Raw genomic sequence first — 25,502 nt, 5'->3', positions numbered from 1 at the left:
TATAATTTTATTATTCATTGAACTTATAGGAATTATTATGTTAAAAGATTTTGCTAAATTACAAACATTCTTGACCGTAGTAAAAGAAAAGAGCTTTTCCAAAGCCTCTGCAAAGTTGGGAATTTCCCAGCCGGCGGTAACGCAACAGATAAAATTCATAGAGGATTATCTTGACACGAAAGTTGTGGAACGCAAAAAAAACGGCATCCGTTTAACAAAAGAGGGTGAAGATCTTTTCCGTATAGCGACACGTTTGGAAAAAGCGATTATGAACAGTGAAAAAGAGCTTTTAAAGATAATAAACAAAGATTTTACGTTCGTAATGGGTTCGTCTTACGCGATCGGCAACTATATTCTGCCTTCATATATCGGAGCGATAAAAGACAAGATCAACAATGAGGTCCACATGCAGGTGGCGTTTTCAGCCGAGATCATAGATCAGCTTGAAGATAAAAAGATAGATATAGCTCTTATCGAGTCCCCGATCTTTCATGACGGCATCATCTACAGGGAGTGGGTCGAAGATGAACTGGTCATCTTTTCGAACCAGCCGATCCCGAAAAATCTTAGAAAAGAGGATCTTTACAAATTTGACTGGATATGCAGGGATGAAAACTCCCATACAAGAAAGCTGACCTCAGAAGTGTTTGAAGAGATAGGCGTTGAGTGCAGCAGTTTCAATGTTATCGGTGTCGTTGCAAGTACGACTGCCATAAAAGAATCGATCACGCATGCCCCTAAAAACGGACGCCCTATCGTATCGGTCGTATCCCGCCATGTGATATCAGACGAGATCGAGAACAACACTTTATATGAAGCGAGGATCAAGAACTACAAGATCACCCGTAAATTCTACATCGCGTATTCAAAAGAGCGCAAACATGACGCGTTCATCGACAATGTCGTAAACTTTCTTTTGTCAATAAAAGTCTAGATCTCCGTAAAAAGAGATCTCTGATCACTTTTTGAATTTTTTGTTTTCAGGATTTGAAAGCAGTGCTTCCATAGAGTTTTTTATGCCGTTGTCGTTTTTTACCGCGGTACTCTCTTCTTTTATCTTTTCATATGTAGCAAGATTGACGAAGATAGGCGTTTCATCGATTATAATCTGCATTATGCTAAGCAGAGGTACGCTTACAAAGCTTCCTATGTTCTCCGAACCGAAACCGGCTTCAAATATAAGTCTGTCGTCGTCTATATGGGCTGTTTCAAAAGTATAGCCTGCCAAAAAAAACAGTGTCATCGGTCTGAATTCGGATCGGATATAATCAGGAAGTTCAGGCTCAAAAGATATCTCGTCGATTTTGCATAAGATACCAAAATTCTGCTCATTTTTAAAAAAGAATATTATCAGCTCTTCGATGTGATTTTGCATCAGTTTTCTAAAATTGTTATTTTTTACGATATCAAATAACATAGGAACAGCCTTTAAACTAGTATTTTTTATAAAATTATACCATTTTTAACTATGCAAAAATCAACCATTGCGTTTAATACGGCGACATTGGCGAACTCTTGCATCTCATCGGCGGATATCTGTTTTTCGAAGATCTTTCCTTCATCGAGATATCGGGCCCTTGTCGTGCCGTAGAGCAAAGGAGATGCGGGAGTGTACCATTTCGACCCGTCGAAAAAAGCAAGATTTGCTTTTGAAGTATCGGTTATGTAGCCGTTCTTGACGATAACTATATCGTCGCATCCTTCTCTTTGTTCAAAAAGCAGATCAAGATATTCTCGGTTCTCATATTTCAAAGAGTAGTTTATGTTGTCGTTATGGATGAGTTTTAAAGAAGTTACTTCATGAAACGTGTAGGGATGGTAAGAAACCGTGACGTCATCTTCATTATATATCACTCTGCATCTGTAGATCCCTTTTGTCGGGGGTACGATGAGCTCTTGCAAATGGTATCTCGCCTCTTTGTTCAAGGTATGCAGGGAGTTTTCATATCGTGCCTGATGGTAGGAGAGGTTTTGTATCTTGCCGTCGATTATCTTGATGGTTTCTAGCAGGTTCTTATTCATCGAATAAAGAGGTACTCAGATATCTTTCACCCGTATCGCACAAAACGGTTACTATGGTTTTGCCTTGAAACTCTTTTTTTGAAGCCACCTGTATTGCCGCATAAACGTTCGCCCCCGCGGATATACCGACTAAAAGACCCTCCGTACGTGCGAGCATCTTTGCCGTTTCGATAGCATCTTCGTTGCTGACCTTTATGACTTCGTTATAGATCGTTACATCCAAAACATCAGGTACGAATCCCGCACCGATACCCTGTATCTTATGCGGTCCCGGCCGTCCGCCTGAAAGGACTGCGGAATCACGCGGTTCCACGGCAAAGATCTTTATATCGGGTATCTCCTGTTTTAGTACGCTGGATGTTCCCGTCAGAGTTCCTCCCGTACCGACGGCCGCAATAAAAGCGTCGACATTTCCGTCGGTATCTCTTAATATTTCCAAAGCCGTCGTTTTTTTATGGACCTCCGGGTTTGCAGGATTTGCGAACTGCTGCAGGATAAGAGAGTTTTCTATATTGCTTTTGAGTTCATCGGCTTTGTTGATGGCGCCTTTCATCCCCTCTGCGGCATCCGTCAAGACCAGTTCTGCCCCGAGAGCTTTTAAAAGCTTGCGTCTCTCTAAGCTCATGGATTCAGGCATCGTAAGGATGAGCTTGAGATCAAGTGCGGCACAGATTGAAGCTAAAGCTATACCCGTGTTTCCGCTTGTCGGTTCGATGATTGTCGTGTCTTTGTCGATGAGGCCGTTTTGCATGGCGGTCTTTATCATATTGAAGCCTATGCGGTCTTTTACAGAACTGGTCGGATTCATAAATTCGCATTTTGCCAGTATCGTCGCTCCTGTCTGATCTGAAAGTTTTGAGAGTTTTATTAAGGGAGTGTTTCCTATAAGTTCGGTTATATTTTGAGCGATCCTCATCTTTTTCCTTCATCATTATCGATATATATATTTTCTATTGAAAAATTTAATAGTTTAGGATTATTTTACCATAGAAAAGGCATAAAATCACGTTAAGAGGAAAATTGATTTAGGTCAATGCCAGCCATTTCGATTCTTATTATAATCCGAAACTATATATATTTTTTAAATTTTAATTAAGGATAATCATGTTTCGAAGATTAACCATACATAACAAACTCTTTGTCGTAGGCGCACTGGCGATAGGCGCTATTTTTTTATTTGGTATGAAACTTTCTTACGACAGCTATACCAATTACCGCGATGCCAAAAATACCCAGTCGATAGTGGCGCTCTCGCTAAAAATGAGTGCCGTTTTGCATGAGCTGCAAAAGGAGAGGGGTGCCAGTGCCGGCTTTGTCGGATCAAAGGGAGCCAGTTTTGCGGATATCTTATCAAACCAAAAAAAAGACACCGACAAAAAACTTGATATATTAAAACAGTATTTCGCCGACAGCAGCAATGAGTATAAAAAATATGCTCAGGAAAAGATAGATTTTTCCGAACTCTCAAACATACGAAAACAGGTTCTAAAGCAGGCTATAACAGTAAAAGAGCTTGTAGCGTATTATACGAATTTGAACAAATCGATCGTCGATACGATAGCGGTTTTTTCCACTAATCCAAAAGAGCTTACCACCCGTAATGCGATGAACAGTTTTGTGGTTTTTATAAGTGCAAAAGAGCGGGCAGGAATAGAAAGAGCCGTTTTATCCAACGTGTTTGGCGCAGATAAATTCGACAGGAACTCTTACGCCAAATTTTTGTCGGTTCTTTCGCAGCAGGAAGCATTTTTAAATCTATTTGAAACCACTGCTTCCTCTACGGCTCTTAAAAACTACAAGATCGCGCAGCAGGACCCCTCGTTTGCTGAAGTAAAGCGTATGCGGGAGCTGGCTTTAAGCAAAGAGGAAGGTTTTGGGATCGATCCGACTTTTTGGTTTAAGACCATTACGACAAAGATCAACAAGCTCAAATGGATGGAAGACAGGCTGGCCGATGAAACGATCGGAATCGCCGAGAGTAACGCTAAAAATGCACTTTTTATTTTAATCTCCGTTATTGCTGCTTCGTCTATTACGTTTGCTATCTTGATAATCGTATCAAGAGGCGTGGCATTTTCCATAAAACGTGCGATCTTACGATTTAAAGATCTGATAGAAAACGTAAATCATGGCAATCTTAACGTAGTTGTCGACCGTAGAAAGACAAGCCGTGACGAGATGGGAGATATAACCAAACTGCTGCAATCCCTGGTTGAAATCGTGGCCGAGATGACAAAACGCATTAATGAGTCGGTAGAAAAAGCGGCAAAAGGAGATTTCTCTTTTAATTTAAGCAACGAGGGATTTGACGGTGATTTTGCAAAAGCGATCGATATGGTAAACCGTGGTATCAGCGCTATGAAAGAGTCTCACAATAAGCAGCAGATCATCAACTTTACGTCTGAAGTGCGTTCGGTTGGAGATACGGGGGCCGGTTTAAGCCTGATGCAAAGCGAGATCACCAATACTATCGATAATTTGGTTGATGTGCAGCAGACAACTAAAAAGACCAGTAAACAATCGACGCAAAGCATACAAGTCGTCGAAGATATCTTGGTCAAATTGGAAACATTGGTGGAACATATCAACGAAAACAACATTGCAATCGAGGGTTTTGATTCCAAAACCAATGAGATAACGTCCGTTGTAGATCTGATCAAAGATATCGCAGATCAGACTAACCTGTTGGCACTCAATGCCGCAATAGAAGCCGCGCGCGCAGGAGAACATGGCAGAGGCTTCGCTGTTGTCGCCGATGAGGTAAGAAAGCTTGCCGAACGCACGCAGAAAGCGACTCAAGAGATCACGATCTCGATCAATACGATGAAGCAGGAATCTGGAGCTATCATGGAAAAATCGCGCGATATGACCCAGATCGCGCATGAATCCTCCTCTTCGGTCGAGCTTTTCAAAGAGACTATGCTGGAGTTGGATAAAGATGCAAGGGCGATGTCAGATGTCGTGGATAACATCGAAAATCAAGTTTTTATCGTACTGGCAAAAATAGATCACATCATCTTTAAATCCAATACTTACAATGCGATCATCGATGCAGACAGCAAAGAGGTAAAGTATCAAGATCACACCGAGTGCCGCTTGGGCAAATGGCAGCAAAAGGCCGGTTTGGAACGTTTTGGAGAGACGGATGCCTTTAAACAGCTATCTTCTCCGCACGCTGCGGTTCATGACAGCGTAAAAAAAGTTCTTACGTTCATTCAAGGCAAAGATACCAGAAGAGAAAATAAAGATACCGTTATAAAACTCTTAAGAGAGATGGAAAAATCCAGCGATATGCTCTTTGAAGTGATGGATCAGATGCGTGTACAGGGTGAACATTGATCAAATAACATAAGCAAAACGCCGGGCTCTATCTGATAATGCCTGTTCCCGCGCGGTTTGCTGCGTGAAATATAACAGTACCGTATTTTTTTGAATAATACTTCATAAGCAGTCTTTGTATGGTCGGTTCGACCGAAGGCAAAAACCATGCGTTATTGCTTGTGGCGAACATGAACTTGGGGTTGTCTTTATAAAGTTCATCTTTTGTGGCTTCGTAACAGATGGCGTTTCTAAACTTGATTCCTTTTATCATGAAGTCCGTCGGATCCGAAGCGACTGAAAAGTCCGATGCCCCTTCGAAAAAAGTATCGCTTACCCATTTTTGTGCAAATTTCGGAAGCGGTACATACTCTCCAAAAGGAACCAGAACCATTTTTTTAGCGATCGTATAGTTTCCGTCTTTAAAATGATATGTTACGTTAAAGTGCTTGCCGTTCTCCAAGATCAGCGCGCCTGTTATGATATCGATTTTTTTCGATTTTTTGCCGAGGTACGAAAGCAGCTGTTGTGAACGGTTTAAGTAAAGAGGAAAAGCGGATTCAGGGAGGACGACCACGTCGTAACCGTTTTTAACCGCATCGTCTATATATAAAAGATTCATGTTTACTATTTCCCGCAGATTGGCCCTGTCCCACTTTTCGTTCTGCCCGAGGCCGGTCGCAACGAGATCTATCTTTAAAGGCGGCAGCGGCAGCTTCTGATGCGTAAAAGAGAGGGCGGCAACAAGGATCAAAAGAGGGGAGTATCTGTATCTTCCTTTTAATAAAGCAGGCAGTGACAAAGCGATCAGGACAAGTGCCAGATCAAGCTTCGATATTCCAAAATAGCTGTCGACAAAGAGCAGTTCGATCTTCATCCAGTTAAAGCCGAAAGGTTCGATAAAACTGAGTCCAAAAAGAATCAACCCTCTTATGCAGACTTTTCTTGTCAGAGCCAGAGGAGCGAAGAACAGCGTATATACAAGAGAAAAACCAAGTGCTACCAGCGGCTCTACCCAAGTAGACATCCCATAATATTGAAAGCTGTATCCGATCCAGTAAAACCAGAACAATCCGATGAAAAAACCGCTGAAAAGTACGGCTTGTTTTGAACCGTAGAGCAAAAGCGCGATCGCTATAAGAGCAAAAAGCGAATCGCATAGTCTGCATGTAAGATTAAAATGAGCCAAATAGATAAAAGCGCTGAACATAGATGCGGTAAATATGGCCGATAAAATATCTTTTAAGTAAGGGTTCATACTGTTAATATGGCTTTTCATGCCAAAATTATATCTTTGTTTATGTTTAGTTTTGTATAATAACAGCAATTTTTACGTTAAAGGTTATTTATGGAACTATTTAGTCAGTTGCTGCCGTTTATATTTTTAATTGCGATCATGTATTTTGTGATTATCCGTCCTCAGCAAAAAGAGGCAAAAGCCCGCAAAGATATGATAGCGTCACTTAAAAAAGGCGACAGAATCATTACCGGAGGAGGTCTTATCGTCGAGATAAAAAAAGTTGAAGAGAAGTTTTTAATAGTCGCGATAGATAAAGAAAATACAGCAAAATTGGTAAAAGATTCAGTATCAAGAAAGTACGAGGATGAAGTTTAATTATAGAATAATAATCTTTGCCGTCGCAATAATCTTTGGGATCACGTTTTCTCTTCCATCCATTCTACAGACTGACAAAGGTGCTAAAATAACACTTGGCCTTGATCTTCAAGGCGGACTTCATATGCTTCTTGGAGTAAAAACCGACGAAGCCGTAGTTTCCCGTATAAAATCCCTGGCTTCCAGCGTGAAACATTTCACGGACCATAATGATATCTTGATCGACTCGCTCAGCGTGAAAGAAAGCAGTGTCGTTTTCTCTCTTTTGGATTCCGATGACACAAAATCCCTTTCCGAGTTTTTCAAAAAGATCAAAGGTGTAAAAGTCGATGTAAAAGGTGAAAACTATACGGTATCTCTAACGCAAGAAGAGATCGTCAAAACGAAACAGCAGGCTGTCACGCAGGCTATCGAAACTATCCGTAACCGTTTGGATCAGTTCGGTCTGGCTGAGCCGATCGTCGCTCGCCAGGGCGAGGACAAGATACTCGTCGAGCTTCCGGGAATAAAGACTCAAGAGGAGGAACAGCGTGCCCGCGAGCTTATCTCGCGTGCGGCAAAACTCGAACTTATGGCCGTAGATGAAGACCGCGCTGCCCGCGTAAACACGATGAGCAGACCTGAGGCATCTTCATTTGGTGACGTGATACTTCCCGATGCACAGCATAAAGAGGTGAAACATCTTGTAAAGGAGATCCCGATACTTGACGGAGGGATGCTCACAGATGCAAGAGTCGGGTTCGATAAGAATAACCGTCCCGTTATCAGTTTTACGCTCAACTCCGAAGGTGCTCAGATATTTGGAGATTTTACGGGCAAAAACGTAGGAAACCACCTTGCAATAGTGCTTGACGGCAAAGTTTATTCTGCTCCTGTCATCAACGAGCGTATAGGCGGGGGAAGTGGACAGATCAGCGGAAACTATTCGGTCGCCGAAGCACAGGATCTTGCTATCGCTCTTCGTTCGGGTGCACTTCTGGCACCGATATACCTAATGGAAAAACGTTCGGTCGGTCCGAGTCTTGGAGCGGACAGTATCAGGGACAGTATGATGGCTCTTACGGGTGGATTCGTCTTAGTATTTGGTTTTATGATCGTTTACTACCGTATGGCCGGAATCATCGCAAATATTGCACTTGTCGCCAACCTTTTCTTGATCATAGCGATCATGGCGCTCTTTGGTGCTACCTTGACGCTTCCCGGAATGGCGGGTATCGTACTCACCGTCGGTATGGCCGTCGATTCGAACGTTATTATCTCCGAGCGGATAAGAGAACTTTTATATAACGGCGTTTCTATGAAAAAAGCGATAAAAGAGGGGTATTCAAACGCGATGCGTGCAATTTTGGATGCGAACATCACTACCTTGATCGCTTCTGTCGTACTGTATGCATACGGAACGGGTGCGATCAAAGGCTTTGCTATCACCATTAGCATCGGTATTCTGGCTTCCATGTTAACGGCAATACTCGGAACGCATGGTATCTATGATATGTTAGAGAGCAGAGTGGAAAAAAGCAAGAACTATCTATTTTGGTTCGGGATTAAGGAGAAGTAATGGAGTTTTTTAGATACACACGCCCCTTTAACTTTATGGGACGTTCAAAAATAGCTATTGCTATCTCGATCATCTTGGTTTTATCATCGTATGCGATGTTGGCTACAAAAGGTTTAAATTACGGGATAGACTTTGCCGGCGGAACGATCGTTCAGGTAAAATACAAAGGAGCGGCTCCTATCGATAAGATGAGAGAACAACTCAAATCAAATCCATTGTACGACGGAGCTTCTATCACGGAATTCGGTTCGCCGCAGGAGGTCGTCATACGTATGAAGACATCTTCAAGCAGTGTGGGACAAGATATCGGCGACGTGACAAGAGCAGCGCTTAAAGGCAGCGGTGATTTCGAGATAAGACGTGTCGATATCGTCGGTCCGAAAGTGGGAAGCGAGCTAAGAGAAAAAGGGGTGATGTCTTTGGTCTTGGCTATCCTTGGAATACTCGTTTATGTCGCATTTAGATTTGAATGGCGTTTCGCGGTGGCTTCTGTGGCTGCACTTGTACATGACGTCTCCATATCGCTGGGTGCGATCTCTCTTGTAGGTCTGGATGTAAACTTAGACGTGCTTGCGGCAGTTCTTACGATTTTAGGATACTCTTTAAATGATACTATCATCGTTTTTGACAGGATACGTGAAGGGGTCGTCGAAACAAAAGAGCTGGAGCTGAGTGAAGTTATAAATGATTCTATTACGAGAACGCTTTCCCGTACAACGCTTACTTCACTTACGACATTTTTCGTTGTATTGACACTCTTCTTGTTCGGTGGAGAGATCATCAATGCGTTTTCCTTCACGATGCTCGTGGGTGTCGTGGTCGGTACATACTCGTCGATATTCGTGGCTTCGCCGATACTGTTATGGTTTGGATTTGATATAAAATCTTACCGTGCGAAGCTGGCTGAAAAAGAGAAACGTGAGCTTGAAAAAGAGAAAATGAGAGCTCAATACGAGGGTGGTGTAGTTTAACCAAAGGAGAGTGTGATGGACTGGGGAAAAGTAGTATACGTATTTTTTTCATTGATGAGTTTAACATCCATAGCCGGATTTTTATATGAACACACAAGTACCGCTTTATTTGTCGCCGCAAGTGTAAACCTTGTTTCGACGATACTGAAGATCGGTGTGAGAAACCTTCTTGCAGCCGAGCTTTTAGCCAGTTCATTGGTAGCGGATATACACCTTATACCGGCATTTGTGTATGTGGAGATAGTCGGAAACATGAGCTGGGCGATTGCACTCTCCATCGGAGCGCTTATCGCAAACATATTTTCGATGGGACTTGTATATATAGAGAGTTCCAAAAATAGAGAAGAGTATTAAGTAATGTTATGCACTCAAATGAGCAAAGCCCATTTGAGAAGCAGGGACACCCATGTCCCTACAACCCCCTAAAGTAGGAGATTTTTTTGCAATACACCCCCATGGATATAGAAAAAAAATGGCAGAAGTTCTGGAATGAGAATTCCAGTTTCGAGCCGAATGATGACTTTAGCAAAGAGAAAAAATATATACTCAGTATGTTTCCTTTTCCGAGCGGAAGACTGCATATGGGGCATGTCCGTAACTACTCGATCGGCGATGCCTTTGCACGCTATTACCGTCAGCAGGGGCTAAACGTTCTTCATCCTATCGGTTTTGACAGTTTTGGTATGCCTGCAGAAAATGCAGCCATCAAAAATGGAATACATCCGAAAAAATGGACATATGAAAATATAGACTATATGAGAGGTGAACTTGCAAATCTCGGTCTTTCGTTTTCAAAAGAGCGTGAGTTTGCGACGAGTGATGAGATCTATACAAAGTTCGAGCAGGGTTTTATTATCGATATGTTCGAAAAAGGGCTGCTTTACCGTAAAAAAGGTTTCTTGAACTGGTGTCCGCATGACCAAACCGTGCTTGCAAACGAACAGGTGATTGACGGATGCTGCTGGAGATGTGATACCGAAGTCGTAAAAAAAGAGATGTATCAATACTACCTCAAGATATCAGAGTATGCAGATGAGCTTTTAAACGACCTGAAGCTTCTTGAAAACGGCTGGCCGAAGCAGGTTTTGACTATGCAGGAAAACTGGATAGGAAAGTCGACAGGTCTGGAGTTCGATCTTTATCTCGATGATGCAAGTAAAGAGCTTCTGGGCGGAAACTTTGAAAAGTTCGACGTATTTACTACCCGTCCCGATACTATCTACGGAGTAAGCTATACGGCACTCGCACCCGAACACGACATCGTTACCTATATGTTAGAGAACAAGCTTTTTGATGAAGAGACGGCTAACCTTGTCCGTCATATGAAAAATTCGAATAACATCGATCGTCAAAAAGACAAGCAGGGTGTTGCTCTTGGGATCAATGTCATCCACCCGCTTACGGGCAAAAGCGTTCCTGTATGGATAGCAAATTTTGTATTGATGGATTACGGCAGCGGTGCGGTTATGGCCGTTCCTGCTCATGATGACAGAGATTATGAATTCGCGAAAAAATATGACCTGCCGATAAATGCGGTCATCAGACCAAAAGAGGGTGAGTTGCCGACCGATGCCGCATATACCGAAGCCGGAGTTTTGTTCAACTCAAGTAAGTTTGACGGCATCTCTTCGATCGATGCGAAACAGAAGATTATGGATCATTTCGAAGCCAAAAATATCGGTCAAAAGGTGATCAACTTCCGCTTAAAAGACTGGGGAATCTCGCGTCAAAGATATTGGGGCGCACCGATCCCTTTAGTACACTGTGACAAGTGCGGAATAGTCGCAGAAAAAAAAGAAAATCTTCCGGTCACTCTGCCTGAAGATGTAGCGTTCACGGGAGAAGGCAATCCCATAGATAACCATCCGACATGGAAAAACTGCAAATGTCCGAAATGCGGCGGAGATGCACTCCGCGAAACGGACACCATGGATACATTTGTCGAATCTTCTTGGTACTTTTTACGTTATACGGCATCAAAAATGACATGGAACGAAAAAGGCTTTGATAAAAAAGAGGTCGATTACTGGATGAACGTCGATCATTATATCGGCGGTATCGAACATGCGATACTGCATCTTTTATATTCAAGATTTTTTACGAAAGTATTAAGAGACCTCGGTTACATAGATAATACGGAACCTTTTGACAGACTGCTTACTCAGGGGATGGTCCTTAAAGACGGTTCGAAGATGAGCAAATCAAAAGGCAATACGGTCGATCCTGATGCACTTATAGAGAAATACGGTGCGGATACGGCAAGGCTTTTCATCCTTTTTGCAGCACCTCCGACGCAGGAGCTGGAGTGGAACGACAGTGCGGTAGAGGGAGCATACAGATTCTTAAAACGCTTCTATGACAGAAGTGCAAATGCATACAAGTGTGAGGCTTTACCTGTAATAGAGCATGCAAATCTAACAAAAGATGAAAAATTTGCCCGCAGAAAAGTATATGAGGCACTACAAAGAAGCGTAGAGGTCTATGCCGAGCGTTATACTTTCAATACGATGATCGCCGGTGTGATGGAAGCGATGAATGCACTCGGTGCGCAGGAAAACGCGGATGTCTGGACGGAGGGATACTGGATCCTTGCTTCGATCCTTGAACCTGTTGTTCCGCATATCTGCTGGGAGTTAAGCTCAAATCTGTTCGAGTGTAAAAACCTTGCACCTCAAAAGATCATAGATGAGGTCTTTGAAGTCGATACTATAAGCATGGGCGTATCCGTAAACGGCAAAAAACGTGCGGAAATAGAGGTCGGTGTAAGTGAAGAAGATGCAGATATTTTGGCTCTTGCCAAAGAGAGTGTCGAAAAATGGATAGAAGGCAAGGCGATAATAAAAGAGATAATCGTCCCGGGAAAACTTGTCAATATAGTGATAAAAGGATAAAAAAGTGTATCATGTAAGAAATTTTGTAGCAGTTTTGGTTATCATCTTACATGTAAGCGTATTGACGGGATGCGGGTACCTGCCGAGTTCCAAATATGCAAGAGAGGTCGTAGGCGATAAAGTCAGCACACAGGTCATCATTTCTGCCGTCGATCCTCAAAATACGGTGCTTATCAAAGATGCAGTAGACAGTGCGGTCATTAAAAGTTTTAAGACCTCTTTAACTGACAGAGCTCATTCTACGACACATCTCGTCATTTCGTTACAAGGTGTTTCTTATGCTCCCGTCCAGTATGACAACAACGGATACGTGATAGGGTACAGAACCACGACAGTTTTAAAGATCGATATGATCCATGAAGGGATAAGCAAAGTGTACAGTGTCAAAGGAACGTATGATTTTGCGATCGAACCAAATGCTATAATATCTGATCAGATCCGTTTTGAAGCGATCAAATACAGTGCGACCAAAGCCATCTCATCTTTTGTCGCTAAAGTTTCTGCACAGGGAGCTAGATCCAAAAAGGCCAAATGATGACAATAAACGGTATTATTAAAAACGCTGTTGAAAGACTAAAAAGAGAAGACAAGCTGTTAATGCCAGACGCGTATGCGGAAGCTTTTTGTAAAGAGGCCAAAATTGCAGGAATGCTTGTCGAGGATTGTAATCAGGTAGATAAATACGCCAATACTTTAAATAAAGATTATCAGCAGGAGTTACGGCAGTATCACTTAAAAACCACGCAGGAGCTGGTACGGTATCTGATATCAAAACTCAACCGTATGAATCCGACGAACTGTGCTACCATTTTGGCTGAAAACCAGCTCTTGACAAAAAGAGTGCTCGAAGCCGTTGAGCTTCTTCATAATAAAGAAGCCGCGACTCTAGCAAAAAAAAGTATAGATATCATAAATACGCCAAATGCTTCAAAAGAGCAGTATGAACACTACCGTCAGCTTTGGATCAATTTTATAACCAGCTATGACGACGCGTTTTTGAACCATCTAAAACCGATGGGCAAGGTCTATTCTCAAGATTTAAAGACTACCATTGAAAACCTTGCACATCAAAAATCCGTCTCCAAAGACAGGGATCTCAGGCATATTGCGACGATCATGATAGCTTCTTTGGTCCCTTCTATCGCTTCAAGCGTAAACGACAAAATAGCAAAAATCAGTGACGATCTGAGAAAAAATCCCGAACTTCTTACTTCCGAATCGATTGAAAAAGAGATAAAAACTGCTATAAAGCTCCGTATAGCACTTGACAAAGATGCTTTAAAAGAGATGATACAGTCTTTAGATATGGTGTTGGACAAACTCTCGATACAGCTTATAGATATGATCGAAAAATCCGACCAGTCGAACTCCGAGATAAAAGAGATCAAAAAAGACCTTGATAATCTCAACAGACAGGAAAATCTGGATTTTAAGACAGCTCATAATAAACTCTATACCATAGCTATAGCACTCGAAGAGAATACGGCTGCACTCAGTAAAGACCTAAAAGCCCATGATGACGAAGTAAAACTTTTGGGCAAGAAGATAGAGGTGCTTGAAAAAGAGCTCGAAGATGCAAAGAAAGCATCGCGAGAAGATTTCTTGACAAAACTTTTCAATAAACGCGCTCTTGACGATACTTTGGAGATAAAAGAGAATGAATTCGAGAGATTCGGCAGAGATTACTCGATTGTTATGTTTGATATAGACTATTTTAAGAAAGTCAACGACGAATACGGACATGAAGCGGGTGACGTGATCTTAACCGCTTTTGCAAATATATTAAAACAGGAGTGCAGAACTGTAGATACAGTCGGCAGATACGGAGGTGAAGAGTTTATGGCCATTCTCAGTGAAACCGATCTGAAGGGTGCCGTTATCTTTGCCGAGAAAGTGCGTGAACATGTACAAAAAGCAAAATTCCTGTTTCAAAACAGGCGCATAGACGTAACCGTAAGTGCAGGCGTAAGCGAACGAGCGAGGTTTCCGTCTCAAAAATCCGCTATCCACTCGGCAGACGAATATCTGTATCTGGCAAAGAAAAACGGAAGAAACAGGATAGAATCGCCATGATACAGCCCCTGGATCGATTTTTGGAAAATAAACCTCTTTTTTATGAAGAGATCGATTATGAGCGAATGCCTCGTGTTTATGCGAAAATAAGATCTAAACTGCCTCATGCAAAAATAATACATCTGATAGGAACGAACGGAAAGGGGACGACGGGCAGATTTTTGGCCACGGCTCTTTTTCACAAAGGCTTTAACGTCGGACATTACACCTCCCCTCATATATTAAAGTTCAATGAGCGGATCTGGAAAAACCGCAGCGATGTCACGGACAAAGAACTGCAGACGGCACATAAAAAGCTCTACAAACTTCTTGATAAGGAGGACAGGGAAGCTCTTAGCTATTTTGAGTATACGACGCTTCTTGCGATAATCGTTTTTGAGGGTTGTGAATATATCGTGCTGGAAGCCGGGCTTGGCGGTGAACATGATGCTACGGCGGTATTTGAAAAAGAGTTGACGCTTTTTACGCCTATAGATTTCGATCATCAGGCATTTTTGGGCGAGAGTATCAAAAGTATAGCGACGACAAAGCTGAACGCTATGGCAAAAACAGCGGTTATCGGATTTCAAAAACATGAAGAGGTTTATGAGTTGGCACGTGATATCGCGTATAAAAAAAATGCTAATATTATCTTTGTGAAAGATCTGAGTTCCTATAATATCGAAAAAATAGATATGATAGCCAAAAATCTGAGGCTCGCGAACCATCTCAGAGGTAATCTGGCTTTGGCAGCAGCGGCACTTTTAACTTTGGGATTTGACTACGATGCAGATGATTTTGCGGATGCCGAACTATTCGGCAGACTCAGTAGAGTGGCATCGAACGTCTATCTTGACGTCGGGCATAATGCTTTGGCGGCGGATGCGATTTCAGAATCTTTTGCGGGTAAAAAAATCACACTTGTCTACAATACGTATAAAGATAAGGATTTTAAATCGATTTTAGCTGTTTTAAAACCTATAATAGAGAGTGTTGAAATCATAAAAGTGAATGAGCAGAGAATAGTGGAAAAAGATATTTTGCAGTCAGTCTTTAAGGAGTTGTCCATACCGTATAGGGATTTTACAACGATCGATAAAGATAAAGAGTATCTGGTTTTTGGCTCATTTAGTGTTGCCGAGACATTTTTAAAGGGTTATGTTGGATAAAAAATTTACGATCACCATTCATGATGATAATAATTTTAAACAGATAAACTTACATAAGTTTGTAAAAAAAGCAGTTGCGTATGCCGTGGTTTTTTTAATGACTTTGGCGTTTATCGCCGTGACGACGATACTCTATCTCGATTACAGGGTAGATGCCGTTGCTCAAAAAAAGAACAAACTTGAAGAAGCATATAAGATCTTGAACGAACACAATAATGAACTGAAACTTTCAATCGCGCAGACACAAAAGAATCTGGACGATAAAAAAGATGAACTGCAAAGCGTTTCGGATAAGCTTGAAGATATCGAAGACCTCATAGGATTGAATCCTCCTACGAACATGCCTCTTATACAAAGAGCCGATATGACGAAGGTAACGTCACAGCAGATCGCAGTGCTTATGAAACTCGTACCAAACGGTTCACCGATCCCTTATAATGGGATTACGAGTAAATTCGGTTATCGTATCCATCCCACTCTTCATATTAAAGAGTTTCATCGCGGAGACGATCTAAAAGCCGAACTTAACACTCCCGTACGTGCAACGGCTGACGGCATGGTCGAATATGCAGGATATCATAAAACAAGCGGATACGGAAACCTGGTAATCTTAGATCACAGTTTCGGATTTAAGACATTTTTTGGACATCTCAATAAAATTGTGATAAAATCAGGCCAATTTGTAAAAAAAGGAACTATTATCGCATATACGGGGAACAGCGGTATGAGCAACGGTCCGCATCTGCATTATGAGATTAGATTTATACAAAGGCCTCTAAATCCGTTTTATTTTATAAAATGGAGTGTAAAAAACTATAAGGAAATTTTTGAAAAGGAAGTAAACATACCATGGCAATCTTTAGTAACAGCGACGTCAAACCTGAAAGTAGTAACAGCACCAACACAGACGCAAGTACAACCATCATCACCGTCGGTGCTTTCATTAAAGGGGAAATAGATCTAGAGTGTGATCTTTACGTAGACGGTGAGTTTGAGGGCGTTATCAACTCCAAGAAAAATGTAAATATCGGTAAAAACGGACATGTAAAAGGCAATGTCATCGCAAAGTATATAATCATCCAAGGCAAGATCGACGGAACCATAGACGCGGATAAAGTGCATATAAAAGCAGGCGGGCATGTCGTAGGTACGATCACTTCGTCCGAATTCATAATAGAATCAAAAGGTATTTTCGAGGGAGACAGTAAAATAAAGACGAGTTCTTCGGTTAAATAACGTTAGTTATGTTAAAATACGGACAATTTTTTATAGGATAAAATTTGTCGCAAACACGTTTATTTGAGTATATAAAAACTACAAAGAAACCCTCTTTGGACCTCTTGATATGTCAAGATGACAAAGAGGCTTCTTCTCTCGCCGACGTAGCCGGATTCTTCGATCTGGATTATGTCGTTTTCCCCGATTTTCGAGCAAGATTCAAAGATGATCTCCGCCCTTTTAAAGAGGAACTTTTCGAACTTTTCAGAGCTCTTAGAAAATACTATAACAGCGACAAAAAACCGCTGGTGATCTCACCTGTTAAAACCCTGCTTTTTCCTTTCCCGAAAGAGGAGCTTTTGCGCTCGACTGTTATAGAGTTCGGTTCAACGATAGATCTGCCCGGCTTTAAAGAACAGATGTTTTTTTGGGGCTATGAGTTCGTCGATATCGTTCAGATGGAGGGAGAGATCTCTTTTCGTGGAGACATCATCGATATCTACTCTCCCTCGGCAAAAAATCCGGTAAGAGTTTCACTTTTTGACAACGAGATCGAGCAGATAAAGGAGTTTGAACTTGAGACTCAGAGAACCGTAGGCGAAGAGCTGGAGAATTTTGAGATAACTTCTGCCTTTTATTCACTTGAGGAAGGGGAGTTCAACTCTTTAAAAGAGAGGATCGTACAAAGCGACAGCGACAGCTTTGTGAAAGATCTGGCATCGCTTGGTTTTTGGTATCTCGATGAGCTTTCTCAAAACTTTTTAGAGGGCAAAAACGTAAAACTGATACACGGTTTGGAGCCGGTTTTAGACGAGGCGTACGGATTAAACGATCCGCAGATACCAAGAGAGTCTTTCAACGCAGATATTGTTGCTCCCGAAGATATTTATCACCCTGTCATTCTCACCGACGTCAAGAGTCTTTTAAACGTTCATAAAAACAAAAAAATCACGCTTATCGCTTCAAATGAGTCACAGATAAAACAGTCGGGTATCTTTGACCTTGAAGGGATAGAAGTCCGTTACGCTCCGATAATACTAAACGTAATAGGAGAAAACGAGCTTATCGTTTCGCTCAATAAACCCGAAAAGAAACGCAGACGAAGAAAGACATCTATCCTTTTAGATGATCTAAAACCGGGCGATTATGTAGTTCATGAAGATTACGGCGTGGGTATCTTTGAGAAGATCGACCAGATGGAGATACTCGGCGGCATAAAAGATTTCATCGTTATCCGCTATATGGGTGACGATAAGGTTCTTTTGCCGGTAGAGAACCTGGATTATATAGACAGATATATCGCCGGAGGCGGAGCCGTTCCGGTCTTGGACAGGCTCGGAAAAGGCAGTTTTGCAAAACTCAAAGAGAGTGTCAGAAGCAAACTCTTCGAGATAGCTTCATCGATCGTGAACACCGCTGCTGCGCGCGCGCTCATAAAAGCGCCGAAGATCGAAGTCTCCAAAGGTATCATACAGGATTTTCAAGCTTCGGCGGGATTCCTTTACACCGATGACCAAAAGCAGTCTATAGACGAGATCCTTGATGAGATATCAAGCGGGCATATCATGGACAGGCTTTTAAGCGGGGATGTCGGTTTTGGAAAGACGGAGGTGGCTATGAATGCAATCTACGCCGCTTGTAAAGCGGGATTTCAAAGCGCGTTGATCGTTCCCACTACGTTATTGAGCTCACAGCATTTTAAATCGCTTGACAGAAGATTTGACGAATTGGGTGTCAGAGTAGCAAAGCTTGACAGGTTTATCGGTGCAAAAGAGAAGAAAAACATATTAAGTGCTTTAAAAGAGGGTGCCATCGATGTCGTGGTGGGTACGCATGCCGTCTTTGGCGCCGTGTTTCACAAACTCGGGCTTGTTATCGTGGATGAAGAACACAAGTTCGGAGTAAAACAAAAAGAGAAGATCAAAGAGCTTTATAATAATATCCATATGCTTTCCATGAGTGCCACGCCTATCCCTAGGTCGCTTAACCAGGCGCTTAGCTCCATAAAGACCATGAGCACGCTTCAGACCCCGCCGATGGAGAGACAGGGGGTGAGGACCTTTGTCAAAAGCTATGACGAAAAACTCATAAAAGAGGTGATCCTTCGCGAGCTTCGCCGCGGCGGACAGGTTTTTTACGTCCATAACTCCATAGACCACATGCCGATAAAATACGGCGAGTTAAGAGCGCTTCTGCCCGAACTCAGAATGGTCATGCTTCACTCCAAGATTTCTTCGGCAGATACGGAAAAAGAGCTTTTAAAGTTTGAAAACCGTGAGTATGACCTGATGATCGCGACCTCCATCATCGAGTCGGGTATTCATATGCCTTCGGTAAATACGATGATAATAGACGGAGCCGACCGATTCGGTATCGCGGATCTTCATCAGCTGCGCGGACGCGTAGGGCGTTCGAATATCGAAGGCTTCGCCTATTTTATAGTCGAAGATAAAGAGAATATTACAGAAGAAGCAAAAAAACGCCTTATCGCTTTGGAATCAAACTCGTTTTTGGGAAGCGGTTCGGTTCTTGCCTATCATGACCTTGAAATAAGAGGCGGAGGAAATCTGGTAGGCGATGCACAAAGCGGCCATATTAAAAACATCGGTTACTCTCTTTATCTGCGGATGCTCGAAGATGCGATAAAAGAGCTTAGTAACAAGGTTGAAGAGAAAAAAGCAAAGGTCGATATAAAGCTTGCTATCAGCGCATATATATCAGATGCTGTTGTAAGTGAAGACAGACTCAGACTCGATCTGTACCGCCGCCTCTCACAGGCTGAAGATGTAAACGAGATATATGAGATAGAAGAGGAGACGGTCGATAGATTCGGTGCACTTGATGATGTGACAAAACAGTTCTTCGAGCTTATGGTCATCAAGCTTTTGAGTCTGAGCAAAAAGATAAAAACAGTCACCTCATATGCTCAAAACATTACGTTTATCTATCAAAATGATTCTAAAGAGAGCATCAGTGCACCGAGCAAAGACGATGACGATATCATCAAAGCAACACTGGGGTATCTAAGAAACTCCAAACCCAAAGTTTTTTAAAATAAAACTCTGCCTCTTATGAGGCAAGCTTTAGTGCCTTAGCGGCTAGCGCAGTAAAATGGGTTTTACTCATTTTACGTATCAAATTAAGAAGGTCTTTACAGTGAAAATAGCATTTATCGGAGATATAGTAGGTCGCCCGGGACGGGTCATGGTACAACAATACTTAAAAGAACTTCGCGATCAATACGAGATAGATTTTGTGATAGCCAACTACGAGAACGCTTCACACGGTTTCGGGCTTACGAAAAAAAATGCCGACGAACTTTTTAAAGCCGGTATAGATGTGATGACCGGAGGGAACCATACTTTCGACAAAAGAGAGATATTCGATCTGTTTGATTCGTACGAGATACTGCGTCCCCATAACTATCCGGACAGTGTGACGGGAACAGGAATGAAAGTTTATGAAGTAAATGGTGAAAAACTGGCTGTTTTAAATGTCATGGGACATTACGGGATGCCTTACGTCGATAACGCTTTTAGATGCGCAGATGAAACGGTAAAGGCGTTGCATGATGACGGCATCACAAATATTTTTGTGGATGTTCATGCCGAAGCTTCCAGCGAAAAACGGGCTATGATGATGCTTTTAGAAGGGCGTGTGAGCGCCGTGTGCGGAACGCATACGCATGTGAGCAGCGATGACCTACAGATATCAAAAGGCACGGCTTATCTGAGCGATATAGGCTTGACCGGCTGTCGCGACAATATTATCGGGATGGACAAAAAGACTCCTTTAGATGCTTTTTTTACAGGTATCAAAGGGCATTTCGACGTTCCGAAAAATTGTAAAAAGATTCTGCAAACGGTGATTTATGATATAAAAGACGGGAAGTGCGAAGATACGTTTAAAATCAAAATATTTGACGATAATACCAAAATAATCACAAAAGGGTGGATCGAAAGATGAGGTTTGTTCGATAACCAAGAAGATTCTTGATTATTGTGCTTTGCCGAGTTCGGTCAAAAAACTTTCCATATCGTACTTGACCCTGAATTCAGGAGTCATAATATGGATCAAGATATCTCCAAGATCGGCGACGATCCAGTCGCTGCTCTCATCTACGTGCAGGAACTCTTCTGCGGGTTTGAGTCCTTTTTTCAGATGGTCAAGCAACGCTTCTGTATGGCGCTGCCCCAAAGATGAAGCTATGATGACATAGTCTACGAAATAATCCTTGTTTCTAAGGTCGAAAACCTCGATCGCTTCAGCTTTGTTCGCATCTAAAATATCAGATATCTTTTCTACTCTTTTATCCATTGTTTTCCTTATAAAATTTTTCTATTTCACCTGCTATTTCTACGGGTAAAAACTCTTTTTTGGTCTTTTCTCTTAAACTCGTCGAGCTTACGGGTTCATCCACATGCAAGAGGATATACCCTGAAGGTATATCGATATCGTCTCTGGAAGCTACGACAAAAGTGACTAGTTTTTTGAGCTCGTCGTAACCGTACCATCTGTCCAAACTCTTAAGATTATCGGCGCCTATGACGAGATAGATCTTCTCATATCTTTTTTTTAGGTGCCGTACGGTCTCTAAAGAGGGGACTTTACGCTTGCAGGCAAGTTCAAAATCATCCACTTCTACATCGTCATAGACAGAAAATATCTTTTTCAGCCATTTTAAACGCAGTTCGGGCGGCGCATGCACTTTTGATTTAAAAGGGTTTAAAAATGCCGGCATGACTATAACTTTATCTACATCCAAACAGGATAACGCAGCTTTGACGATACTGAGATGACCTAGATGGGGAGGATCGAACGTTCCGCCAAAAAGAGCTATAGTTTTCATTAACAGGGTGCCTTTAAACAAAATTATAGCAAATTTTTGCTAAAATAAGCCCAATTTTAACGCTTATTAGTAAGGAATAATATGTCACTAAAGATAGCAATTAATGGATTTGGACGTATTGGACGTTGTGTGGCACGGATAGCCTCAGAGCGTAATGATGTTGAGATAGTAGCTATAAACGACACTGCAAGTTTAGATATGATGGTGTATCTTTTAAATAACGATTCTGTTCATGGTAACTTTGGAAAAGATGTAGAAATTTTAGAAAACAACTACCTTAAAATCGGAAAAAACAAAGTAAAAGTATTTTGCGACAGAGATCCTAAAAACCTTGATTTTGCAGGTTGCGGCGCGGATATCGTTTTAGAGTGTACAGGCGTGTTTTTAACGCAGGAAAGTGCACAAATCCATATAAAAAACGGTGTAGAAAAAGTACTTTTCTCAGCTCCTTCAAAAGATAAAGAAACGGCGACGTTCGTTATGGGCGTAAATGAGAACAGTTATGACGGGCAAAAGATAGTTTCCAATGCTTCATGTACGACCAACTGTCTCGGACCGGTCGCAAAAGTACTTGATGACGCATTTAAGATCGAAAAAGGTCTGATGACGACTATTCACTCATATACTAACGATCAAAATATTTTAGATGTAAAGCATACAAAAGATAAACGCCGTGCCCGCGCAGGTGCGATCAATATGATCCCTACGACGACAGGTGCGGCAAAAGCCATCGGTCTCGTTCTTCCGCAGCTTCTCGGCAAACTTCATGGTCAGAGCGTTCGTGTTCCGACTCCTGATGTTTCGATGGTCGATTTAAACGTAATAGTCGGACGCGATACTTCAAAAGAGGAGATAAGTGCGCTGTTCAAAGAAAAAGCAGCGACCAACCTTAAAGGACTTTTACTGGTAGATGAAGAGATGCGTGTTTCTCAAGATTTCGTAGGTTCTACTTACAGCTCTATCGTGGCTGATGATCTGACGCAGGTAATAGGCGGCAATATGGTTAAAGTGATGGCTTGGTATGACAATGAGTGGGGATACTCAAGCCGTCTGATCGATATGGCGCTTCACATCAGTAAGTAAGTGAGATTTGATGCAGCTATATAGTATAAAAGATCTGGATTTAACGAATAAAAAAGTATTTATCCGTTGTGATTTTAACGTTCCTACGGATGAATATAACAACATAACGGATGACCGTCGTATCCGCTCGGCATTGGCGACCATAAACTACTGTTTGGATCAGGAGTGTGCAGTGATCCTTGCTTCGCATTTTGGACGTCCGCAGGGAGAGTGTGATAAAAGATATTCGCTTGCTCCCGTTCAAAAACGCCTGTACCAGCTTTTAAAAAGAGACGTCGTTCTTGCGAACGATGTTGTCGGTCATGATGCGATGCAGAAAGTATCGGAACTCAAAAACGGCGAAGTTTTGCTTTTAGAGAATCTTCGTTTTGAACCGGGCGAGACAAAAAATAACGAAGAGCTTTCTAAGAAACTGGCATCGATGGCGGATATCTATATCAACGATGCATTCGGCGTCTCTCACCGTGCGCATGCATCGGTCGAGGGGATTACGCATTTCTTTGACGAAAACAGTAAAGCCGCAGGATTTTTGCTTTTAAAAGAGATACAGTTCTTTGCTACATTGATGAAAAAGCCTGCCCGTCCGTTCGTGGCGATAGTCGGCGGCAGCAAGGTATCAGGAAAGCTTGAAGCACTCGTAAACCTTCTTCCTCGCGTAGATAAGATACTTATCGGCGGCGGAATGGCGTTTACCTTCTTGAAAAAACTCGGTTACAACATCGGAGCGTCGCTTGTCGAGGATGATTTGCTTGAAGAAGCGGGACGCATAATGGATGAAGCAAAAAGGCTCGGAGTGAAATTTTATCTTCCCGTAGATGTCATCGCTGCTGAAAAATTCGATGCAGATGCCGTCAGCAAAGCGGTCACGGCGCAAGAGATCCCTGACGGATGGATGGGGCTTGATATCGGACCGGCAACCGTCAGACTCTACCGTGAAGTGCTGGGCAATGTTCAAACCGTACTTTGGAACGGTCCTATGGGTGTTTACGAAATGGAACGTTTTTCACGCGGTTCAGGCAAGATAGCTCATTATGTGGCAGACAGTTATGCAACGACCGTGATCGGCGGCGGCGATACTGCGGATCTGGTACAGCGAGTCGGACTTGATGAAGAGATGACTTTTATCTCGACGGGAGGCGGTGCCACGCTGGAGCTTTTGGAAGGAAAAACACTTCCCGGAGTCGAACCACTTGTAAAAGCGGTGATGTCGTGATCGTCGCAGCAAACTTCAAGACAAATTTAACCAGATATCAGACAAGAGAATATCTGTCTCGATTAGAAGCGTTTATTCATGACAACAATATTAGTCAAGAAGTTTTCATATTTCCGACAGCGACATCGATCTACAGTCATGCGGGTAAAGTTAATATCGGTATTCAAAATGCATATCCTACAAAAAATGGAGCATTTACCGGAGAGATAGGCACGGACCAGCTGGACGAATTTGAGATCAGAACGGTTCTTATCGGACATAGTGAACGGCGTCATGTTTTAGGTGAAACGCAGGAGTTTATAGCAAATAAATATCAGTTTTATAAAGAGCATGGATACAAGATTATCTATTGTATCGGAGAGCCTTTAGAGGTAAGAAAAAGCGGTACTAGCGAGATGATGAGCTATCTTGACTCTCAGTTGGTCGGGATAGACATGCATTATGAGAACCTTATACTTGCGTATGAGCCGGTATGGGCAATAGGTACGGGAGTAACACCGACAAATGAAGATATTGTGAGTCTTCACTCAGCGCTTCGCCGTACATGTACTGCATCTATACTTTACGGCGGAAGCGTAAAAGCGGATAATGCCAAAGAGATACTTTCGTTAAAAAATGTAGACGGTATACTGGTCGGCAGCGGTGCATTGGACGTCGATGATTTTTGTTCTATGATAAATGATGCGGAAAATATAAAATTAAACAAGGAGATAAACAGATGATAATGAAGGGCAAAAAAGGCCTTATTGTAGGTCTTGCAAATGATAAGTCGATAGCATACGGTATAGCAAAAGCTTGTAGAGAGCAGGGTGCGGAACTGGCATTTACATTTTTAAACGATGCGCTTAAAAAACGTGTCGTACCAATAGCCCAAGAGTTTGGAAGCAGCCATGTTTATGAACTGGATGTCGGAAACGAAGAGCATATGGCAGGAATCGCTTCACTTATTGAAAAAGATTTCGGCAAGATCGACTTTTTAGTACACTCTGTTGCATTTGCGCCTAAAGAAGCTTTGAGCGAACCGTTTATGAAAACGACAAAAGAAGCTTTCGGTATCGCTATGAACGTTTCTGTTTATTCACTTATCGACCTTACGAATCGTTTGGAACCGGTATTAAATAAAGATGCATCGATTTTGACCCTAAGTTATCTCGGCGGACCGAAATATGTAGTCAACTACAATGTAATGGGTGTTGCAAAAGCAGCTCTTGAAGCTACTGTCAGATATATGGCGGTCGAGCTCGGACTCAAAGGACAAAGAGTCAATGCAATATCTGCAGGACCTATCCGTACACTTGCAGCAGCAGGTATCGGTGATTTTAAACAGATACTTACTTGGAACGAAATGAATGCTCCTCTAAAACGAAACGTGACAATCGATCAGGTAGGAAACTCCGCAATGTACCTTTTAAGCGATCTGGCTAGCGGAGTAACGGGAGAAGTTCATTATGTAGACAGCGGGTACAACATCATGGGTATGGCAGCTGCAACAAAGGATGAAAACGGTAAAACCGTCCTCTGCTGGGATACAAAAGGGGAATAG

The 25,502-nt window shown here is 42.2% G+C and carries 24 protein-coding genes; 18 read left to right on the top strand and 6 right to left on the bottom strand.

Annotation, left to right across the window (positions count from 1 at the left end; all coding sequences use genetic code 11):
• Nucleotides 1-37: 37 nt before the first annotated feature.
• On the top strand, nucleotides 38-934 hold the full coding sequence (locus tag WCY03_RS09655) for a LysR family transcriptional regulator (protein ID WP_345992461.1): 897 nt from the start codon (nucleotides 38-40) through the stop codon (nucleotides 932-934).
• A 24-nt stretch (nucleotides 935-958) separates the two neighbouring features.
• Here WCY03_RS09655 and WCY03_RS09650 read toward each other — a convergent pair whose 3' ends face one another.
• From WCY03_RS09650 to cysK, 3 genes are read right to left on the bottom strand one after another with little or no spacing between them, the layout of a single operon-like run.
• On the bottom strand, nucleotides 959-1,417 hold the full coding sequence (locus WCY03_RS09650) for a hypothetical protein (RefSeq protein ID WP_345992459.1): 459 nt from the start codon (nucleotides 1,415-1,417) through the stop codon (nucleotides 959-961).
• Nucleotides 1,418-1,443: 26 nt separating this feature from the next.
• The gene (locus WCY03_RS09645; RefSeq protein ID WP_345992456.1) at nucleotides 1,444-2,022 is read right to left on the bottom strand and encodes an aminotransferase class IV family protein; all 579 of its coding nucleotides are present in this window, start codon (nucleotides 2,020-2,022) and stop codon (nucleotides 1,444-1,446) included.
• Nucleotides 2,015-2,938 carry a cysteine synthase A gene (gene cysK / locus WCY03_RS09640; protein ID WP_345992454.1) on the bottom strand — a complete coding sequence of 308 codons (924 nt, stop codon included), beginning with the start codon at nucleotides 2,936-2,938 and terminating at the stop codon, nucleotides 2,015-2,017. Before cysK ends, WCY03_RS09645 begins: the two co-directional genes overlap by 8 nt.
• A gap of 188 nt (nucleotides 2,939-3,126) precedes the next feature.
• Here cysK and WCY03_RS09635 point away from each other — a divergent pair, with 188 nt between their 5' ends.
• Complete coding sequence (locus WCY03_RS09635; RefSeq protein WP_345992451.1) at nucleotides 3,127-5,361, top strand: nitrate- and nitrite sensing domain-containing protein; 2,235 nt, start codon at nucleotides 3,127-3,129, stop codon at nucleotides 5,359-5,361.
• Nucleotides 5,362-5,389: 28 nt separating this feature from the next.
• Here the strand turns inward: WCY03_RS09635 and WCY03_RS09630 are convergent, their stop codons facing one another.
• Complete coding sequence (locus tag WCY03_RS09630; protein ID WP_345992449.1) at nucleotides 5,390-6,619, bottom strand: apolipoprotein N-acyltransferase; 1,230 nt, start codon at nucleotides 6,617-6,619, stop codon at nucleotides 5,390-5,392.
• A 69-nt stretch (nucleotides 6,620-6,688) separates the two neighbouring features.
• Here WCY03_RS09630 and yajC point away from each other — a divergent pair, with 69 nt between their 5' ends.
• The 12 genes from yajC (at nucleotide 6,689) to WCY03_RS09570 (ending at nucleotide 20,780) form a co-directional block, all read left to right on the top strand.
• The gene (gene yajC / locus WCY03_RS09625; protein ID WP_345992447.1) at nucleotides 6,689-6,955 is read left to right on the top strand and encodes a preprotein translocase subunit YajC; all 267 of its coding nucleotides are present in this window, start codon (nucleotides 6,689-6,691) and stop codon (nucleotides 6,953-6,955) included.
• Nucleotides 6,945-8,513: a protein translocase subunit SecD gene (secD, locus tag WCY03_RS09620; protein WP_345992446.1), complete on the top strand. Its 1,569-nt coding sequence runs from the start codon at nucleotides 6,945-6,947 to the stop codon at nucleotides 8,511-8,513. Before yajC ends, secD begins: the two co-directional genes overlap by 11 nt.
• Nucleotides 8,513-9,484 carry a protein translocase subunit SecF gene (gene secF, locus WCY03_RS09615; RefSeq protein ID WP_345992444.1) on the top strand — a complete coding sequence of 324 codons (972 nt, stop codon included), beginning with the start codon at nucleotides 8,513-8,515 and terminating at the stop codon, nucleotides 9,482-9,484. The genes secD and secF overlap by 1 nt, the downstream gene beginning before the upstream one ends.
• 15 nt (nucleotides 9,485-9,499) lie before the next feature.
• Nucleotides 9,500-9,838: a DUF6394 family protein gene (locus WCY03_RS09610; protein WP_345992442.1), complete on the top strand. Its 339-nt coding sequence runs from the start codon at nucleotides 9,500-9,502 to the stop codon at nucleotides 9,836-9,838.
• 101 nt (nucleotides 9,839-9,939) lie between these two features.
• The gene (gene leuS / locus WCY03_RS09605; RefSeq protein ID WP_345994079.1) at nucleotides 9,940-12,375 is read left to right on the top strand and encodes a leucine--tRNA ligase; all 2,436 of its coding nucleotides are present in this window, start codon (nucleotides 9,940-9,942) and stop codon (nucleotides 12,373-12,375) included.
• A 4-nt stretch (nucleotides 12,376-12,379) separates the two neighbouring features.
• Nucleotides 12,380-12,910 (top strand): hypothetical protein, encoded by a 531-nt coding sequence (locus tag WCY03_RS09600; RefSeq protein ID WP_345992440.1) that lies wholly within the window; start codon nucleotides 12,380-12,382, stop codon nucleotides 12,908-12,910.
• Entirely contained in the window at nucleotides 12,910-14,448 is a 1,539-nt protein-coding gene (locus WCY03_RS09595; protein WP_345992438.1) for a GGDEF domain-containing protein, read from the top strand. The genes WCY03_RS09600 and WCY03_RS09595 overlap by 1 nt, the downstream gene beginning before the upstream one ends.
• A complete protein-coding gene (locus tag WCY03_RS09590; protein WP_345992436.1) occupies nucleotides 14,445-15,596 on the top strand; it encodes a bifunctional folylpolyglutamate synthase/dihydrofolate synthase in 1,152 nt (383 codons plus the stop codon). The genes WCY03_RS09595 and WCY03_RS09590 overlap by 4 nt, the downstream gene beginning before the upstream one ends.
• The gene (locus tag WCY03_RS09585) at nucleotides 15,589-16,554 is read left to right on the top strand and encodes a M23 family metallopeptidase (RefSeq protein WP_345992434.1); all 966 of its coding nucleotides are present in this window, start codon (nucleotides 15,589-15,591) and stop codon (nucleotides 16,552-16,554) included. Before WCY03_RS09590 ends, WCY03_RS09585 begins: the two co-directional genes overlap by 8 nt.
• Nucleotides 16,446-16,832, top strand: a complete 387-nt coding sequence (locus tag WCY03_RS09580) for a polymer-forming cytoskeletal protein (RefSeq protein WP_345992432.1) — start codon at nucleotides 16,446-16,448, stop codon at nucleotides 16,830-16,832. Before WCY03_RS09585 ends, WCY03_RS09580 begins: the two co-directional genes overlap by 109 nt.
• A gap of 44 nt (nucleotides 16,833-16,876) precedes the next feature.
• Complete coding sequence (locus WCY03_RS09575) at nucleotides 16,877-19,867, top strand: DEAD/DEAH box helicase (RefSeq protein WP_345992431.1); 2,991 nt, start codon at nucleotides 16,877-16,879, stop codon at nucleotides 19,865-19,867.
• Nucleotides 19,868-19,970: 103 nt separating this feature from the next.
• Nucleotides 19,971-20,780: a TIGR00282 family metallophosphoesterase gene (locus WCY03_RS09570; protein WP_345992429.1), complete on the top strand. Its 810-nt coding sequence runs from the start codon at nucleotides 19,971-19,973 to the stop codon at nucleotides 20,778-20,780.
• A 30-nt stretch (nucleotides 20,781-20,810) separates the two neighbouring features.
• On the opposite strand, the gene rsfS is transcribed toward WCY03_RS09570, so the two are convergent.
• The gene (gene rsfS, locus WCY03_RS09565) at nucleotides 20,811-21,131 is read right to left on the bottom strand and encodes a ribosome silencing factor (RefSeq protein ID WP_345992427.1); all 321 of its coding nucleotides are present in this window, start codon (nucleotides 21,129-21,131) and stop codon (nucleotides 20,811-20,813) included.
• Nucleotides 21,124-21,663, bottom strand: a complete 540-nt coding sequence (gene nadD / locus WCY03_RS09560; RefSeq protein ID WP_345992425.1) for a nicotinate (nicotinamide) nucleotide adenylyltransferase — start codon at nucleotides 21,661-21,663, stop codon at nucleotides 21,124-21,126. Before nadD ends, rsfS begins: the two co-directional genes overlap by 8 nt.
• A gap of 81 nt (nucleotides 21,664-21,744) precedes the next feature.
• Between nadD and gap the strand changes: the two genes are divergently transcribed.
• The 4 genes from gap to fabI are packed head-to-tail and all read left to right on the top strand — an operon-like array spanning nucleotide 21,745 to nucleotide 25,502.
• Nucleotides 21,745-22,746: a type I glyceraldehyde-3-phosphate dehydrogenase gene (gene gap, locus WCY03_RS09555; protein WP_345992423.1), complete on the top strand. Its 1,002-nt coding sequence runs from the start codon at nucleotides 21,745-21,747 to the stop codon at nucleotides 22,744-22,746.
• 10 nt (nucleotides 22,747-22,756) lie between these two features.
• Nucleotides 22,757-23,959, top strand: coding sequence for a phosphoglycerate kinase (locus WCY03_RS09550; protein WP_345992421.1), 1,203 nt, complete (start codon nucleotides 22,757-22,759; stop codon nucleotides 23,957-23,959).
• A complete protein-coding gene (locus WCY03_RS09545; protein ID WP_345992419.1) occupies nucleotides 23,956-24,681 on the top strand; it encodes a triose-phosphate isomerase in 726 nt (241 codons plus the stop codon). Before WCY03_RS09550 ends, WCY03_RS09545 begins: the two co-directional genes overlap by 4 nt.
• Nucleotides 24,678-25,502: an enoyl-ACP reductase FabI gene (gene fabI / locus WCY03_RS09540; RefSeq protein ID WP_345992417.1), complete on the top strand. Its 825-nt coding sequence runs from the start codon at nucleotides 24,678-24,680 to the stop codon at nucleotides 25,500-25,502. Before WCY03_RS09545 ends, fabI begins: the two co-directional genes overlap by 4 nt.

Origin of the sequence: Sulfurimonas sp. HSL-1716 (assembly GCF_039645975.1) — a bacterium.
Lineage (GTDB): Bacteria > Campylobacterota > Campylobacteria > Campylobacterales > Sulfurimonadaceae > Hydrocurvibacter > Hydrocurvibacter sulfurireducens.
This window is presented reverse-complemented; position numbering and strand designations above follow the sequence as displayed.